Source organism: Rhodococcus sp. LB1 (genome assembly GCF_001583455.1).
Lineage (GTDB): Bacteria > Actinomycetota > Actinomycetes > Mycobacteriales > Mycobacteriaceae > Rhodococcus_F > Rhodococcus_F opacus.
Genome location: NZ_LTCZ01000027.1, coordinates 1 through 14,594, shown reverse-complemented (window position 1 = coordinate 14,594; position 14,594 = coordinate 1). Strand labels below are relative to the sequence as shown.

The 14,594-nt window shown below is 65.7% G+C and carries 15 protein-coding genes and 1 pseudogene; 5 read left to right on the top strand and 11 right to left on the bottom strand.

The annotated features are described in order from the left end of the window. The first annotated feature begins 203 nt into the window (after nucleotides 1-203). Together AZG88_RS53345 and AZG88_RS05345 are read left to right on the top strand one after the other, a co-directional pair. Nucleotides 204-945: pseudogene (locus AZG88_RS53345) on the top strand (hypothetical protein). A gap of 201 nt (nucleotides 946-1,146) precedes the next feature. Next, nucleotides 1,147-2,553, top strand: a complete 1,407-nt coding sequence (locus tag AZG88_RS05345; RefSeq protein ID WP_061697125.1) for a guanine deaminase — start codon at nucleotides 1,147-1,149, stop codon at nucleotides 2,551-2,553. Between the two features lie 54 nt (nucleotides 2,554-2,607). On the opposite strand, the gene AZG88_RS05340 is transcribed toward AZG88_RS05345, so the two are convergent. From AZG88_RS05340 to AZG88_RS05315, 6 genes are all read right to left on the bottom strand, one after another. Continuing rightward, complete coding sequence (locus tag AZG88_RS05340; protein ID WP_061045097.1) at nucleotides 2,608-3,075, bottom strand: SgcJ/EcaC family oxidoreductase; 468 nt, start codon at nucleotides 3,073-3,075, stop codon at nucleotides 2,608-2,610. Between the two features lie 86 nt (nucleotides 3,076-3,161). Then, nucleotides 3,162-4,325 (bottom strand): Gfo/Idh/MocA family protein, encoded by a 1,164-nt coding sequence (locus tag AZG88_RS05335; RefSeq protein ID WP_082833240.1) that lies wholly within the window; start codon nucleotides 4,323-4,325, stop codon nucleotides 3,162-3,164. Between the two features lie 238 nt (nucleotides 4,326-4,563). Then, nucleotides 4,564-4,848: a hypothetical protein gene (locus tag AZG88_RS05330; RefSeq protein ID WP_061045099.1), complete on the bottom strand. Its 285-nt coding sequence runs from the start codon at nucleotides 4,846-4,848 to the stop codon at nucleotides 4,564-4,566. After that, on the bottom strand, nucleotides 4,845-5,126 hold the full coding sequence (locus AZG88_RS05325) for a hypothetical protein (protein WP_009476898.1): 282 nt from the start codon (nucleotides 5,124-5,126) through the stop codon (nucleotides 4,845-4,847). Before AZG88_RS05325 ends, AZG88_RS05330 begins: the two co-directional genes overlap by 4 nt. 153 nt (nucleotides 5,127-5,279) lie before the next feature. Beyond that, complete coding sequence (locus AZG88_RS05320; RefSeq protein WP_061045100.1) at nucleotides 5,280-5,669, bottom strand: LapA family protein; 390 nt, start codon at nucleotides 5,667-5,669, stop codon at nucleotides 5,280-5,282. Nucleotides 5,670-5,742: 73 nt separating this feature from the next. Continuing rightward, nucleotides 5,743-6,528, bottom strand: a complete 786-nt coding sequence (locus tag AZG88_RS05315; RefSeq protein ID WP_061697123.1) for a hypothetical protein — start codon at nucleotides 6,526-6,528, stop codon at nucleotides 5,743-5,745. A 219-nt stretch (nucleotides 6,529-6,747) separates the two neighbouring features. Between AZG88_RS05315 and AZG88_RS05310 the strand changes: the two genes are divergently transcribed. Together AZG88_RS05310 and AZG88_RS05305 are read left to right on the top strand one after the other, a co-directional pair. Then, a complete protein-coding gene (locus tag AZG88_RS05310; RefSeq protein ID WP_005237907.1) occupies nucleotides 6,748-7,524 on the top strand; it encodes an IclR family transcriptional regulator in 777 nt (258 codons plus the stop codon). A gap of 57 nt (nucleotides 7,525-7,581) precedes the next feature. Then, nucleotides 7,582-8,121 carry a hypothetical protein gene (locus tag AZG88_RS05305; RefSeq protein WP_005237908.1) on the top strand — a complete coding sequence of 180 codons (540 nt, stop codon included), beginning with the start codon at nucleotides 7,582-7,584 and terminating at the stop codon, nucleotides 8,119-8,121. Nucleotides 8,122-8,161: 40 nt separating this feature from the next. On the opposite strand, the gene AZG88_RS05300 is transcribed toward AZG88_RS05305, so the two are convergent. From AZG88_RS05300 to mhpA, 5 genes are all read right to left on the bottom strand, one after another. Beyond that, a complete protein-coding gene (locus AZG88_RS05300; protein ID WP_197487784.1) occupies nucleotides 8,162-9,391 on the bottom strand; it encodes an MFS transporter in 1,230 nt (409 codons plus the stop codon). Between the two features lie 312 nt (nucleotides 9,392-9,703). Further along, nucleotides 9,704-10,399 (bottom strand): DAPG hydrolase family protein, encoded by a 696-nt coding sequence (locus AZG88_RS05295; RefSeq protein ID WP_061697121.1) that lies wholly within the window; start codon nucleotides 10,397-10,399, stop codon nucleotides 9,704-9,706. Between the two features lie 16 nt (nucleotides 10,400-10,415). Then, entirely contained in the window at nucleotides 10,416-10,793 is a 378-nt protein-coding gene (locus tag AZG88_RS05290) for a nuclear transport factor 2 family protein (RefSeq protein WP_061697120.1), read from the bottom strand. Then, nucleotides 10,790-11,623, bottom strand: a complete 834-nt coding sequence (locus AZG88_RS05285) for a fumarylacetoacetate hydrolase family protein (RefSeq protein ID WP_005237912.1) — start codon at nucleotides 11,621-11,623, stop codon at nucleotides 10,790-10,792. The genes AZG88_RS05290 and AZG88_RS05285 overlap by 4 nt, the downstream gene beginning before the upstream one ends. A 35-nt stretch (nucleotides 11,624-11,658) precedes the next feature. Then, nucleotides 11,659-13,236 carry a bifunctional 3-(3-hydroxy-phenyl)propionate/3-hydroxycinnamic acid hydroxylase MhpA gene (gene mhpA / locus AZG88_RS05280; protein ID WP_061045104.1) on the bottom strand — a complete coding sequence of 526 codons (1,578 nt, stop codon included), beginning with the start codon at nucleotides 13,234-13,236 and terminating at the stop codon, nucleotides 11,659-11,661. A gap of 287 nt (nucleotides 13,237-13,523) precedes the next feature. Here mhpA and AZG88_RS05275 point away from each other — a divergent pair. Continuing rightward, nucleotides 13,524-14,594, top strand: a 1,071-nt coding sequence (locus AZG88_RS05275) for a DUF3500 domain-containing protein (RefSeq protein WP_061697119.1), incomplete at its 3' end; no start/stop codon positions are given.

Below are 14,594 nucleotides of genomic sequence, written 5' to 3'. Positions count from 1 at the left end.
CGGTCCCAGAACGCGCGTGATGCGGGCGAGATGATTTTTTCGGACGCAGAACCCGTCACCGGTCCCCCTCGGTCGGTCGTACAGATACTGCGACCCTACTGGGGAAGCAGTGGTTACGCTGATGAAGCATCACCGCAGGTCAACAGCTATGATCTTAGGGTCACCCGGCGATGCGCCGGAGATGAAACGGGGAGGATCGACCTGTGGCGTCGAGGGTTCGGCTCGGTAACCTGCGCGAGATGCACGATCATCCGTTGGGGATGACCGAAGCGGGATTTCGGGCCGACTTGACCCAGCACGAAGCGTTCACCATTGGTCGCGGCCCCTTTCCCGGCGATGCCGACAGCGTCCGGTCCGAGCGTGAACTGTTCGTCACCGCGCCGGACGACGAGGTGCTCGCGGTGGCGACGATCACCGGGGTCCGCGAGTACGACGACGAACTCGTCGTCGACGGAGACCTGGTTGCCGATCACGAGCGTGTGGGGACGAGGCTGCTGATACGCACCCAGGCCGAAAACGTGTTCTCCTGCGCGGACGAGGAATCGGCGTGGGCGGGCTCGGTCGAGCGGGCTCGGTGGGTCTACGTGCGGGCTCTGGTCGAGGTCGCAACGGTCAAGACGGCGTCCTACGACCGACGGCTCGCCGGCGCAGATCCCACCGCCGACCCCGAGGTGACCTTGGCGACTGCCAACGAGACGATGCAGGTCGTTCCCCGGTACGTGATGATCCGACACCGCAGACTGGGACGGCCACGTCGAACCCTGGACGGACTACGGGTACGTCGATTGCCTGCGCCTCGACGACGTCCTGGGCAGCAGCGGCGACCTCGACATCGACCTGCTTCGGCCACTCACCTCACGTGCTGCCGCCGCGGAACTCCTCGAGTCATTGGGCTGGGACAAGGTCATCCGCCGGTTCGTCGACGACCGCACACCCTTGCAGTAGCACTCAGCGGACGGTGGTTGCCGCGGGCGCTTGGTCTGTTCGGCCGCGATCCGGGTCTGATCGGTGGCATTGTAAGTACGGGCTGTTATCTCATCGTGGGTGCGGCACGGCCGCACAGGTGCTACTCGGCTGGGCAATGTCCAGCCGCCGAAGTTCATTGCAGAAGGCATGATCCGTTACCACTCGACGGGAGTTCATCGCATGGCCACGCACACCCATCTCGGGCACATCTTCCACATCGCCGGCACGCCGAAAGTCACCGAAGCCGCGGCCGCCCTGGTATCGATTCCCGACGGCGCCCTGGTGCTGGACGACGGCGGGCGAATCGCGTTCTGCGGTGACCGAGCCGAGATCCCGTCGGAATACGAGTCCGGCACCGTGCACGACCACAGGCCCGGTTTTCTGCTGCCGGGGTTCGTCGACACCCACATCCACTTCCCGCAGACCTACGCCGGCGACTCCTACGGCGGCGGCCAGCTGCTGGAGTGGCTGACCCTGTGCATGTTCCCGTCGGAGACGAAGTTCGCCGACCCGGAGTTCGCGCAGCAGGCGGCCGTCGAGTTCACCAACCGGCGCATCTCGGCGGGCACCACGGCCGCCATGGTGTTCGGGTCGGCGTTCCCACATGCGCAGGACGCGTTGTTCACCGAGACTCGAAAGGCCGGTCTGCGCATCGTCAGCGGCCGCGGAATTCAGACCGTCGGCGGCGAAACCGCTCAGCCGCTGATGACCTCCGAAGAGGATGCGATCCGGCTCACCCGCGAGGAGATCGAGAAATGGCACGGCGCCGACACCGGCGATGTCGCCACCGCGTTGCTGCACGTGGCGATCATCCCGCGGTTCTCGTTGTCGGTGACGCCCGAGACCCTGAAGAATCTCGGAGAACTCTACGAAGAGGTGCGGGACCGCGGTGTGTACGTGCACTCCCACCTCAACGAGAACAATCGCCCCGGCACCGGCGAGGTCGACTCGACCAAAGAGACCTATCAGGTGAATTCATACCTGGACACGTACGACGGGAAGTTCCTGCCCGGCTCGGAAGTGGGCGGGAAGAGCCTCCTGGGCCGACGCACCATCCTCGCGCACTGCGTGCACTGTCAGGATGTCGAGCTCGAGCGGATGGCCGAGACCGGTACGTCCGTGTCGCACTGCCCGATCTCGCAGCTGTTCCTGGGATCCGGAACGATGCCGTGGAAGCGCACCGTCGCCTCGGGTGTCAACATCTCGGTGGGAACCGATTTCGGCGGCGGCGACGAGTGGCTGATTCCGCGGGTGCTCGGCGACGCATTCAAGGTGCACATCACCGAGGCCGGTGACGACGGGGTATCCATGCATCCGGCGGAGATGCTGTTCGTCGGTACCCTCGGCGGTGCAAGGGCTCTGGACATGGAGAACCGGTTCGGCAACTTCGACGTGGGTAAGGAAGCCGACTTCGTCGTCGTCGACCCGTCCGCCACGCCGACGCTCGACGGGCTGCTGCGCAACGCCGTTCGCGCCGCCGATCCCGACCTGGCCCGCGATCAGACACTGTTCGCGCTGTTGATGGGGATACGCGACACGTCCATCTCCGAGGTCTACGTCGCGGGTCGACGAGCCAAGGCGTCCTAGACGGTGATTCGCCGTGACCGCCGGCCGACCTCACCGGCGGCCGGCGACCCGGCTCTAGGGGTTCACCGAGGAATGGTGGTTGGCGATCAGCCATCTTCCGTCTTCGTACCGATAGACCCACGTCACCCTGGCCGCCACATCTTGACCGTTGGCATTGATGACCCAGCGCCCCACGTTGTATGCGAGGTTGCAACCCGAATATTTGACACTTTCTTCCATTCGGGCTGTGGGATCGGCCTTGATCAGGTTGACGAAATACTCCGTTATCTCCTCCGGAGTGTCTGCGATAGGCACCGACAGAGTCGGTAGAAGTACCGCATCCGGCCGGTACAGCGCCGCCACCCTGCTCGCGTCCCCGGATTCCAGCGCATCATTCCAACTCGTGAAGAGCGCATCCAGCTCACTGTCTGTCGCGCGGACGCAATTGTCTTCGGAGTCAGAGGAACTGACCGACGAACAGCCGACCGCCGAAATTGCCAACGCGAGAACTGCAAAGCCTAGGCCGAACGGTTTGGTACTCATACCAACCTCCGCGGAGAAAGGCGCGTACGGGAACTCACCCGATAACCGATAAAGCGTAACTCCGGGACCAGGCCGTGCGGATGGGATCAGCGCACGTCGACCCACGCACGGGATGCGACCGATGCCGTGATGGCGTCGAGGGTTTCGGCCGCGGCAACGGCGTCGGCGATCGTTGCGCCCTGGGGCTTTCCGTCGACGATCGAGGTGATGAAGTTGTTCCCCTCGATGACCTTGAGGTCGTCGTAGCTCATCGAGGATGCGGAACCCGGCTGGAAGCGGGCGTACGCTCCGGCGTCGGGGCCCACCCACACCGTCGTGATCGACTGGTCCTGATACTTGCTCCCGAGGCTCGTTCCGAGTTCGTTCATCCTGCGGAAGTCCCAGTACACCGCACCCCTGGTGCCGTGGATCTCGAACCCGTAGTTGTTCTGCTCGCCGACGGCCACACGGCTGGCGTCCAGCGTGACCCGTCCGCCCGAGGACAGGCGAACCAGCGCGCTGACGAAGTCGTCGTTCTCCACCGGCCCCAACTTGCCGCCCGTCGCGCGCGCATGCCCGCTCGTGGCACCCGTCGGGATGGCGCGCTGGGGGATGAAGATCGCGGTGTCGGCCACGACTGCGTCGATGTCGCCGAGCAGGTACCGGACCAGGTCGACACCGTGCGAGGCAAGGTCACCCAGAACGCCCGACCCGCCGCGCGCGTTCTCGTAACGCCAGCTCAGCGCGCCGTCCGGATGCGCGGCGTAGTCGCTGAGGAAGCGGAATCGCGAGTGCGTGATGGTGCCCAGCTCGCCCGACGCGATGAGGTCGTGCGCCATCGCAACGGCGGGTGCGTTTCGGTAATTGAATCCGACGGTCGACTGGACACCTGCCTTCTCGACGGCGGCGGCGACTGCCGTCGCATCCTCGGACGACAGCCCGACCGGCTTCTCGATCCAGATGTGCTTGCCCGCCTCGGCCATCGCGACGCCGATCTCGCGGTGCAGGAAGTTGGGTGCGGTGATGCTGACCGCGTCGATGCTCTCGTCGGCGGCGATGTCACGCCAGTCGATCAGCGCTGCGCCGAACCCGAATTGGGCGGCGGCCTCCTCGGCGCGGCCGGGTACCTCGTCGGCGACGGCGCCCAGACGGATCGACGGCGTTTCCGGGAAGTGGTGGCGCTGACGCAGATACGCGTACGTGTGTACTCGGCCCATCCAGCCGAATCCGGCGACGGCCACTGCGATTTCGGTGGGGTTGACGTTGGTCAAGATCGACTCCGGAACTGATCGGTGCGGCATGTGTCTCTACGACAGTGCTGCGCGCCGGGAGCGAAGTCAATCATTTGTGCTGACAAAGTGGCTCTCGAGGCGATTTTGATGGCTTTTCGACCCATTCGGACCTCACACCACCGCGCGCGGAGGGGACCGCTGATCGCCCGACCAGCGGTCCCCTTCCGTGCAGCCGGTGTCCCTCACCCGGATCAGACCAGCGCACGTCCATCAGCGGCTACGCGCCCGCGCGTCGCACCAATGCCGGTACGCCGGCGTCGACCCGAACCATCCACTGATCCAGCGACTCGAACATCTCGTCCCCCGACGGCCCACCGGGAACAGGGAGTTCATGCAACGCTTGGCCTTCCGAAGGAACCAGCGAAACCTGAGGCGGAACGTCCTCACCCGATGCCGGCCCCGACGCTCCGTCTGCAGTTCGCAGGACAGCGGCGAGAATGCTGCCCTGTTCGTCCGTCAGGACCTGCATCCGGGAAACCCTTGGCGATTCCTGTGTCGTCATGCGAGGACGCCTCCTTCCAGATGAAACCACACGCCCGAAGTGGAACTGTTGTGAATGCCGAGCACGTAGTACTGCTTGCTGGGGCCGCCGAACACCGGTGCGTTGGCGGTGCCCTGCCACTGCGTCATCAGGATCTTCGTGCCACCACCACCCTGGCTGGCGTCGAGTCTCGCAGTCGCCAACTGCGGCCCCTTCCAGATGTCTCCAAACGAGAAGGAGAATTGATTCGCCTGCCCAGCGGCGAGAAAAAGCCCCTGAGGGGTTGTCGACCAAGCCATTTCGGTGTCCTTTCGTCGAATCACGATTGCGATACAGGACCGACCGTACGAGGAGATTCGACAGTGGAACCGAGTAGTCGACTACTCGAATCTCGTGGGCGAGGGCCTGACCGGTCGACGCTTCGATCGAACGAACACGGAAACGAGCAACGGTCAGGTGGTCAGTTTCCGTTGCCGGTTCGCTGCCCGCCGAATCTGAAGGATCCGGACACCGCCGACGAGCGCCATGATCACGGCGCCTGCGATGGCCGCGAACAGCAGGGTGACCCCGAGCGGGACCGTGAACTCCCAGACGAACAGTTCCAGGACGACGCTGTCGAGATTCTGCAGGATGAACACGAGAAGCAGGACCAGGACGAGAATGCCGATGACCAGACCCGTCCAGGTCGCCCCGGTACGGGTGTGCTTGATCCCCTTGCCTCTCGCCACATCCGGCGGCATCCCGGAACCCGCGTCGAGGGGACGCGGGTCGGAAGACGGCACCTCACCGCCGGGCGGGTGGCGCGGTCCGGAGTTCGGCGTTTCGTCCGTTGGGGGCAACATGAGATCCGATTACCCAGGCCGTCACCCCACCAACCGGGTCACGGCTGTTCCCTCAGGCACGTCGGGTTGTCGATCATCGTGGTGTAATCGCCGGGGGCATGTAACGGTCGATCAAATCCTGGATGGGATCCGGCACCACCTGCGGTGGCGGTGTCGGGTCCTGCACGAAGGCGCCGAGAACGTCACTGGTGTGCTGGTCGGCGGTGCCGTACGTGTTGGCCGATACCGAGAAATCGGGTCCGAAGGACGCGGAAGCGACAATGCTGGGCCCGTAGTCCGACCACCCCCATTTGGTTCCGGTCACCGACGGCAGCCGCCCGGTGCCCCAGTTCTGATGGGTGCCGTCGGCGGCGACGGGGGCCGCGGTGGCCATCCACTCCAGAATCTGGCTGTCCGGATCGGTGGTCTTCTTCGCCTCGAGAAACGTCACGGTGTCCGCGGTGCTGGTAACCGCATCGCCCCAGAATCCGGAGCCCCGGGTACTGGTGAGCCGATACTCGGCGGCGATCACATCGATCGACTGCGGGTACTTGGCGTACGCCTGCGAGGCGGCGTTGTCGTCGCTGTCGCGGATCATCCGCTGTCCGAGCGCGAAGTCCTCGGGCGAGCCGTCGCCGTGCCGGAGCATGTAATCGGCTACGTACAGTTTCACGATCGACAAACCCGGCCGGGCTTCCCCCTGATTCGCCGTCCCGACGCGGGTTCCGCTCGGGGTGTGCATGAACGACAGCGCCGTCCGCGCGGGCACGTCGTCGATCCTGTCGGGCGTCGGCGCCGAGTGGGCCGTCATTCCGGACGCGGACGCAACGAGCCCGGCGACCAACAGGGACAGCGCACCGCGGCACGCCCAGTTCTTCATACCGCCCGAATACCCCGTTCGACCCCGCCTCAGCCGTCCCGATCATCGGAAATTTGCCAGCGCTCACGGCCTCGATCAGGACGTCTGCCTGGTCATGGGAATCCGCGCCGTCATCGTCATGGATGGACTCGCGGGTTCTCCGCGCGCTGAGCACATGCGCCCGGATAGGATCAGGGTCCTGCAGGCCGGACGGATCAGATTGATGTGGAGTTCGAATCAGTGGCTGACATCGGTCGGGCGACGGTCATTCTCGACGCCATCGCTGAGAGCAACGGGCCGCTGACCCTGACCGAACTTGCAGCGAAGACGGGGCTTCCGCGGTCGACGGTCCATCGACTGATCCAAGCGTTCGAGCAGGAGCTGTACGTGGTTCGAGTGCCCGAACGCCCTGGATACGTTCTGGGGCCGGGGCTGTTGAAGTTCGGGATGAACGCACACTTGCGGCTGCTGGCCGCCAATCGTGGCTCTCTGGTGTCACTGGCGCGGTCGGTCAACGAGAACGTCGAGTTGGCGGTATTCAGTGGCCGGGAGGCGGTGGTGGTGGACCAGATCGCTGCGCCGGAGCGCCTGAAAGGTGTCACCAAGGTCGGTAAGAGCTTCTCCCTGCATGCGAGTTGTATCGGTGTGGCGCTGCTGGCGCAACTTCCCGATGACCGAGTGGCTGAACTCCTGCCGCAACACTTGCAGCGGTTCACTGCGAATACCATCACCGATCATCACGCGTTGACCGATCGGCTGGCCGAGGTGCGACGTTCGCATATTGCAGTCGACATCGAGGAGCACGACGTCGGAATCTGTGCCATCGCTACCGGCATGACCGGGCCGACAGGTGCTGTGCAGGCAATCGCCGTGGTGATGCCGACCCGCCGATTCAAGGAGAAGGCGCACATGGCAATTGACAGTCTGCAGCTGGTCAACCGACTCGTTCAGCCCAGTCTTGCTCGTGGTCGACTCCGGGTGAGCCAGCGTGCCGCCGAGGATGCCGGCGGCGACTAGCGAGTAGCCTGACACTGCACCAGGGTCGGGATAGATCCAACACGAGAGGCTGACGCCGTGCGTCGTGCAGCAATTCGTCGTTCGTTCGTAGCCTGGGCCGCGGCATCCGTGGCCGTCCTCGCGATCCCGCTCTGCTCGTCCGCCACCGTGATGGCGAAGACGCCGCCGGTCCCGGCAGCGACGACCACGGCGTTCCAGGTCCCGGTGCGGTTCGTCGCAGGATGTCTGTTGCTGACCGTGTTGGCCTGTGACTACCCGCCGCCGCTATCGACCGTGACGCCGTCAGCAACGACGGGTGCATCCGGCGTGGTGACCTTTGCGGCGGAGCGTTCAGCGACGAACTCGACCTACTGCGTCGCCGTGTGGGTGAACTGGCGGAACCTGACCACCGGCGTCGCCGGCACTACCACCCTCCGACTCGTGGAGTCCGACCACAGTCGGCCCACCGCACCGGAGGATCGGTGCCGATACGCCCCCGCGACGGTCGTCACCGGCAGCGGCACGATCGCGGCGGTCGCCGCGGTCGGCGCACACCCTCCTGTCGACGGGTACCAGATACTGGTCCACCCGGGGTTCGGCACCTTCCCTGTCCCGTAGAGCACGTGTGCTAAAGGACCGGGCAGTGCGTCGGCCCTTCTCAGGTGGGGGCTTTCACCCCGACCGAAGGTTCGCCGGCCGGGCTGCCATCGGAGATGGCGTCGGCCGCTTTCGAGTTCGACGCGCGATCGGTGAGGTAGAGGACGAACACAGCCACCAGGCAGATTGCGGCCGCCGCGCCGAACGCGGTGAACAGACCTTGCGCTCCCCCGGAGGCCACCGCCGCACCGCCGATCACGGGGCCGAGGAAGGCACCGATGAACGAGGTGCCATTCGACCATCCGAGGGCGGTGGCGCGGACCGGGAGTGGGTAGATGTCGGCTGTGGTGGTGTGGATGAGGTTCATGGTGGAGTGCCCGCCGATTCCCATCAGCGCGATGCACGATGTCGTTGTGACGATCGACGGGGGAAGCGCGAGCATTCCGAGTAGTCCGGCGAGGGTGCAGGCCGCGGTGAGGACGGCGACGAGGGCACAGCCGCGCCGGTCGGCTGCCCAGGCGCTGAGGAACGAGCCTGCTACTGCTGCGCCGGTCAGGATGAAGGTGAACAGCAACGCTGTTCCCAACGAGTATCCGAGAGCGACCATGGCCTGCGTGGCCCAGACGTTCAGACCCTGCCAGGCGACCATGTTGGCTATTGCGCACAGGGCGATGACCGCTGCGATGAGCGCACCTTTGCCTCCGAAGAGTGTGGTGAGCTTGCGGCGGCTGCTCCACTGACGTCCCGCGAGTTCCTGAGGGGTGTTCGCGGGGATCGTCATGACAGCGACTGCTGTGAGAATGGCCAGTGCGGTGCCACCTCCGATGAAGAACATTGCCCGCCAACCGAACGCGGGCAGGACAGGAATCGCCACCAACGAGGCGATGACACCTCCGAGCGGTATCCCGGCCATCGTGATCGTCACCACCAGTGACGCCCGCCGAGACGGGGCGCAGTTGCGCGCTACGGTCATCGCGGTCGTGAGCGACCCGCCCACTCCGAAGCCGGTGACGAACCGGGCGATCCCCAGCATCATTGCGCTGACCGAGATTCCGGTCAGCAGTGCACCGAACGCGAAGAGTCCGACCGCGAGGATCAATACGCGTTTGCGTCCGATGCGTTCGGCGAGTGCCGGGGACACGACCGACCCCAGAATCGCGCCGATGTAGAGGAAGCCACCGATCAGGCCGGTTTGTTCGTCGGTGACATGCAGCGTGGTGTCCGTGAGCAACAGCGGGACCACCGAGCCGTACACGATCATGTTGAAGCCTTCGATGACCGTGATGACCATGCACAGGGCGATGATGCCGGTATTCGCTCGAGCCTCGTCTGGCGCGGAAGTTACTGGCGGAGAAGGAAATTGCATGTGGCACTCCAAGAGATCGGCGCCCTGGGGCGGTGATGTGCGTCATCTTGACGGACAAAAGTGACCTGGAGAACCGGTTTGTCCCGAAAACCGAGACAGGAGGGTGATGCAGGGCACAAGGCGGAAGGTGCCATGCCCCCCGGCGAGGCCGGGGGGCATGTTGCACGGCAACGATATGGATCGGCCCGGACGCTTCGACGGGGCCGGATCACGCAGCAGCCGGGAACGAACCCCCCGTCACCACGGCGCGGTGGGAGGGTGTTCGTCCCGGTGTTCTGCGACGTAGAGCGCAGGAAGCAGCCGAGACAGGAATGTGAACTCGTTGTAGGCGTGCTGCAGCAGGCCTACGGCCATCTCCGTAGGGAGGGCGAGTTCGACTTCGGTCGGATCCAGCCCGGCCGCGGGCAGGTCGGCGCCGAGGTAGAAGTGGCTGCGCAGTGCCAGTCCCCAGTCGGTGTCACGGCCGATGTGGATCAGGCGGCCGCCCAGGACGCGTCCGGTCTCGTCGCGTGGGGGCTCATGACCCGAACTGATTCGTCCGGTGATCGCGCAGCTGACGTGTCCGCACCCACGCGCCTCGCGGTACCTGTCGGCGTCGAAGAACTCCTCCGGATCACGGAACTGGATGAGCAGTTCGGAGTCCGGGATGTCGGTCAGCTTCTCCACCACGATGTGCTCGCTGCCGACGTGGGTGTCCGGGGACAAAGAGCCTGCCCAGGTGCTCGAGACATGGTCGATGGGGTGCCACCAGATGTACTTCTGGGTGTCACAACGCCAGCGGAACCACCATTCGAGCATCTCGCCGGTGCACCCGTGCATGTCGGTGCGGGCGGCGACGTGCAGCGACCCGTCTTCGAGACGCTCGTACCCCATCTCCAGGGGGAGCGGGTTGGGATCCAGGAGGGGGTCCCAGTTGTTGTTCAGTGTTGCCACTGCGTTTCACTTCCTCTCACTGGGCAAGATTCGTGGCGTGGAAAATGCGTAGCCGCCACCTTCCGTCGTCTTCTTTCACCCACACCGAGCTGGTCACGCTTCGGACCTGACGGATGCCGTCGGCGCGACGGACGGTGGCGGCCATCGTCCCGGTGAGGATCACCGCACCCGCAACGGCGTCGTGGTGGTCGGTGGTGTGGCTGAGGGTCTCGTAGGACACCTCCTCGCGGGTCAGCGCGCCGAGGTAGTCCTGCTTGGTGTCGCATCCACCATGAGAATGCGTGTAGCGCAGGTGCTCCGACAGCAGCCGGTCGAGTGCGGTCACGTCGCCGCGCTGCATTGCCTCGTACCGCTCACGCTCGAGGCCTCGAATGTCAGTGCGGATTCCGGTCACCGGGGGCCTCCGATCGGGGTGCTCAGCACGCCCAGCCGGTCGACCTCGACCTCGACCTCGTCACCGTCGTGGAGGAGCCACGTGGGCTCGCGAACGTAGCCGACACCCTCGGGGGTACCGGTGGCCACGACATCACCAGGATGCAGCGTCATGGTCTGACTGACCAGGGACAGCACCTGCCCGATGTCGAAGATCATCGACTTGGTGTTGCCGTCTTGCACGGTGACACCGTTCACGCGCGTCTGCAGCCGCAGCCCGTCCCGCAGATCGCCCACCTCGTCGGTGGTGACCAGCGGACCCATCGGGCCGCTCTTGTCCCCGTTCTTGCCCAGGGTCCACTGAGCGGTGAGTTTCTGCGCTTTGCGTGCGGTCAGGTCGTTGAACGTCGAGTACCCCAGGACCGCGGTGCGGGCGGTGTCGGGATCGACGTCGGTCAGGGGTGCTCCCACGTATGCGGCGATTTCGCCTTCCCAGTCGAGTCCCGCCTCGTTCGCCGGGACGGGGACCGGCACACCGCCGACGCTCAGGGACGCCGTCCACCGCCCGAAGATGGTGGGGTACTGCGGCACGGTGAATCCGCCCTCGTCGGCATGCGCGTGGTAGTTCAGGCCGATGCACAGCACCCGGGCGGTATCGGGCACAAGCGGAACCTCGGTCACGTCGGTGATCGGCCGGCCGTGGGCAGGATCGGCGGCGGCTGCCCGCTCGAGGTGCCCCTGCGGATCGGACCAGAACACCGCCTTCTCGGCGAGCACGATCGCCCGGTCCTCGACGACTCGCGCGACCTGGGTGACACCGGTGGCGGAATCGCGAATACCGATCAGTTTCATCGAATTTCATCCTTCATATCTGGGTCGGTGGGGTTTCAGGAGGTAACCAGTGCGGGGTCGAGTGCGCCGCGCAGCGCCGCCACCAGCTCCGCTACCTCCGCGGGGCCGGTGGCAGTGCCGTACAGGTAGAAGTCGGGGCGCACCAGCACCGCGTCGACGGCGAGGTGGTCGAGCCAACGCCGGTATCGACCCTCGGCATCACGCACCTGCAGATGGTTGCGAACACCGTCTGCATCATCGACCACGCATACGGTCAGACCGAGCCGGGCCAGCGCGTCGGAGTTCTCGTCGCTCAGCTGCGCCAGTGTCTCGTCGTTGCGGGCGATCAGTGCGCCTGCTCCGCCGAGGACGTCGTCGAGCAATAGGGGCGCGGTCGCCTCCGCGCCGACCCGGGCCTGAATCGACAGGGTGCCGCCATGCGGTCCGCGGTGCAGGCCGGTGCCGAGTCGCGGCCTGGGAGGTGCCGGTGGCGCGGATCCCTCGGCCCGTTCGGTGATCATGTGCTGGTCTCGGCGTGCGGCTTCGTCGGGATCGGTGAGGCAGATGACCTTGCCCAGCCCCATCGAGAAGTCGATGAACTCGGAGACGTGGGCGATGCGTTCGGATCCGTAACTGTCGAGGATGTCGGGGTGGGCGGTGCCGTCGAGCACGGCCGACAGCTTCCACGCCAGGTTCATCGCATCTCGTAGTCCGGCACACAGGCCCTGTCCGGCGAACGGGGGCATCAGGTGCGCCGCATCGCCGGCGATCAGGACGCGGCCCTTGCGCCAGTCCAGCGCCCATCCGGCCTGGAAGGTGTACGTCGAATGACGTTCGAGTTCGGCGTTGGTCGGATCGACCCCGTAGCGGGACAGCAGCGACCAGGCGAACTCGGCGCGGTCGATGTCCTCGATCTTCTCGTGGGGAAGCCGCATGAACTCCCACCGGCGTCGTCCGGGTCCGCCGGGCACCATGGTGCACGGGCGGGCGATATCGCACGTCTGGCGGGCGATGTGCGGGAACTGCCGCTCCGCAGCGGGTGCGACGTCGACCACCAGCCAGTCGAAGAAGTAGCCGTGGTCGTGCCACGCCGACCCGATGTCGGTGCGGACCCGACTGTTGGCCCCGTCCGCACCGATCAGGTAGCCGGTGGTCAGCTCACACGGTGCCCCGTCGGTGGTGTCGGTCAGCGTCACGGTGACCGAGCCGCCGTCGTCGCGGTGGCCCTGGTACTCCCAGCCGCGCAGGACGGTGACGTTGGGCAGGGACTCGAGCAGCTCCTGGAACTTGCCTTCGAGGGCGGGCTGGTGGAAGAAATAGGTGTTGTACCAACCAGATTCGCCGATTCCACTCCAGTCCACCTCCAACAGGACATCCTCACGGGCGTTCTGCCACACGTACATCCCGTCGTACGGTTCGGTCACGTCGGGCATCGTGTCGGGAGCGAGCCCGACCGCTTGGAAGATCCGGGCCGCCTCGGAGTCGTGGGTCACCGCACGCGGCAGTGCGAAGCTGTCGACGAACCGTTCGGCGACGGTGATGCGGTGCCCGGCTTCGGCGAGGCGCAACGCCAAGAGTTTTCCTACCGGACCGCATCCGATGATCAGGACATCCGAATCCAACGTGCTGTGCATGGTTCCCCGCTTTCGAGGTCGTCAGGTGAATCGGTGGCGATGCCGCGGCCACCGGCGCGAAGTCTGTCGAGGGCCTCACGGTAGGGACGCTGCACGACGCGGGAAAGGTCGTTGTCCCGCATTCCAGGACAGCGGCGTTGTCCGGGCCACAATTCCGCCGGAGTTCTGCGATGCCCCTGTACCGGGATCCGGGACAGGGCACTTCTGCCATCGCCTCCTCTCCTTTAGCGTTCCTCGCACTGCCTGTCCCAGGCCACGTTCGTCACCTTTTCGGAGAGGACACCCAAGTGTCTGCACTGCATGAGGCGCCCCAGACGGCTACCAAGCTGCTCGTGACCGCCATGGGCCTGATCGATACGTTCGACCCCCGGCAACGGGCGACCGCGATCATCGACGACTTCGACGACCCGCGGCGGCTGAACTGGGACATCATCCCCAAACCGGACCGCACCGGCATCCCGCTCCACCAACTGGACCGCCACCAGAAGGTGCTGGTGTGGGATCTGATCCGATTGGCCGTGCCGCTGCGCACCTTCACCAAGGTGCTCGCGATTCCGCAACTCGAGCACGTGCTCCGGGACTACGAGCAGGACTTCCTCGGACCGGCACTGCAGACCTGGCGCACCTCGGATTCGTACTTCCTGACCTTCTTCGGCCGCCCCGGATTCGAGGACACCTGGACGCTGCGTTTCCTCGGGCACCACGTCTGCCTCAACCTGACGATCGTCGACGAGCGGTGGATCTCCGCCACCCCGGTCGCGCTGGGCGCGCAGCCCACCGAATACGACGGGGTACTCAAACCGCTCGCCGACGACGAGGGCCTGGCCTTCGACCTGCTGGCCTCCCTCGACGACGAGCAGCGCGACCTCGCCGTCATCCACGACGTCGCACCCGCCGACTTCGTGACCCGTCAGGTGCCGCGGATCGGGGCCTACGAGTACCCGGACCATTACGACCTCGGCATGCCCGGCTACACCATCACCGACGCCGACCGGGTCGCCCTGAAGTTCGTCCGCGACCGGCCGTCCGGGATCAGCGGCGCGAAATTGTCCGGTGACCAGCAGCACGCACTGCTGGGACTCGTCGACTGCTACCTCGAACGACTGCCCGAGGAGGCCGGCGAACGGCACCGGCAGGCGCTGCGCGACGGGGGCATCGACCGGGTGTTCTTCGCGTGGGCCGGGGCGCAGAAGCGCGGCGCACCGCACTACTTCCGCGTCCACACCGACCGGTACCTCATCGAGGCGGTCAACGCCGTCGGCGGCGGAAATCACCTGCACACCGTGCTGCGGGACTTCGACAACGACTTCGGACACGACCTCCTCACACTCCACGCCGGGACCGACTCGAAGTGGGGC

Bases quoted from the DNA above. Each gene is read 5' to 3' on its own strand.
- AZG88_RS05340 (WP_061045097.1), bottom strand. From the start codon at position 3,075: ATGAGTACCAAACCGTTCGGCCTAGGCTTTGCAGTTCTCGCGTTGGCA.
- AZG88_RS05315 (WP_061697123.1), bottom strand. From the start codon at position 6,528: ATGAAGAACTGGGCGTGCCGCGGTGCGCTGTCCCTGTTGGTCGCCGGG.
- AZG88_RS05345 (WP_061697125.1), top strand. From the start codon at position 1,147: ATGGCCACGCACACCCATCTCGGGCACATCTTCCACATCGCCGGCACG.
- AZG88_RS05325 (WP_009476898.1), bottom strand. From the start codon at position 5,126: ATGGCTTGGTCGACAACCCCTCAGGGGCTTTTTCTCGCCGCTGGGCAG.
- mhpA (WP_061045104.1), bottom strand. From the start codon at position 13,236: ATGCACAGCACGTTGGATTCGGATGTCCTGATCATCGGATGCGGTCCG.
- AZG88_RS05320 (WP_061045100.1), bottom strand. From the start codon at position 5,669: ATGTTGCCCCCAACGGACGAAACGCCGAACTCCGGACCGCGCCACCCG.
- AZG88_RS05285 (WP_005237912.1), bottom strand. From the start codon at position 11,623: ATGAAACTGATCGGTATTCGCGATTCCGCCACCGGTGTCACCCAGGTC.
- AZG88_RS05330 (WP_061045099.1), bottom strand. From the start codon at position 4,848: ATGACGACACAGGAATCGCCAAGGGTTTCCCGGATGCAGGTCCTGACG.
- AZG88_RS05300 (WP_197487784.1), bottom strand. From the start codon at position 9,391: ATGGTCATCACGGTCATCGAAGGCTTCAACATGATCGTGTACGGCTCG.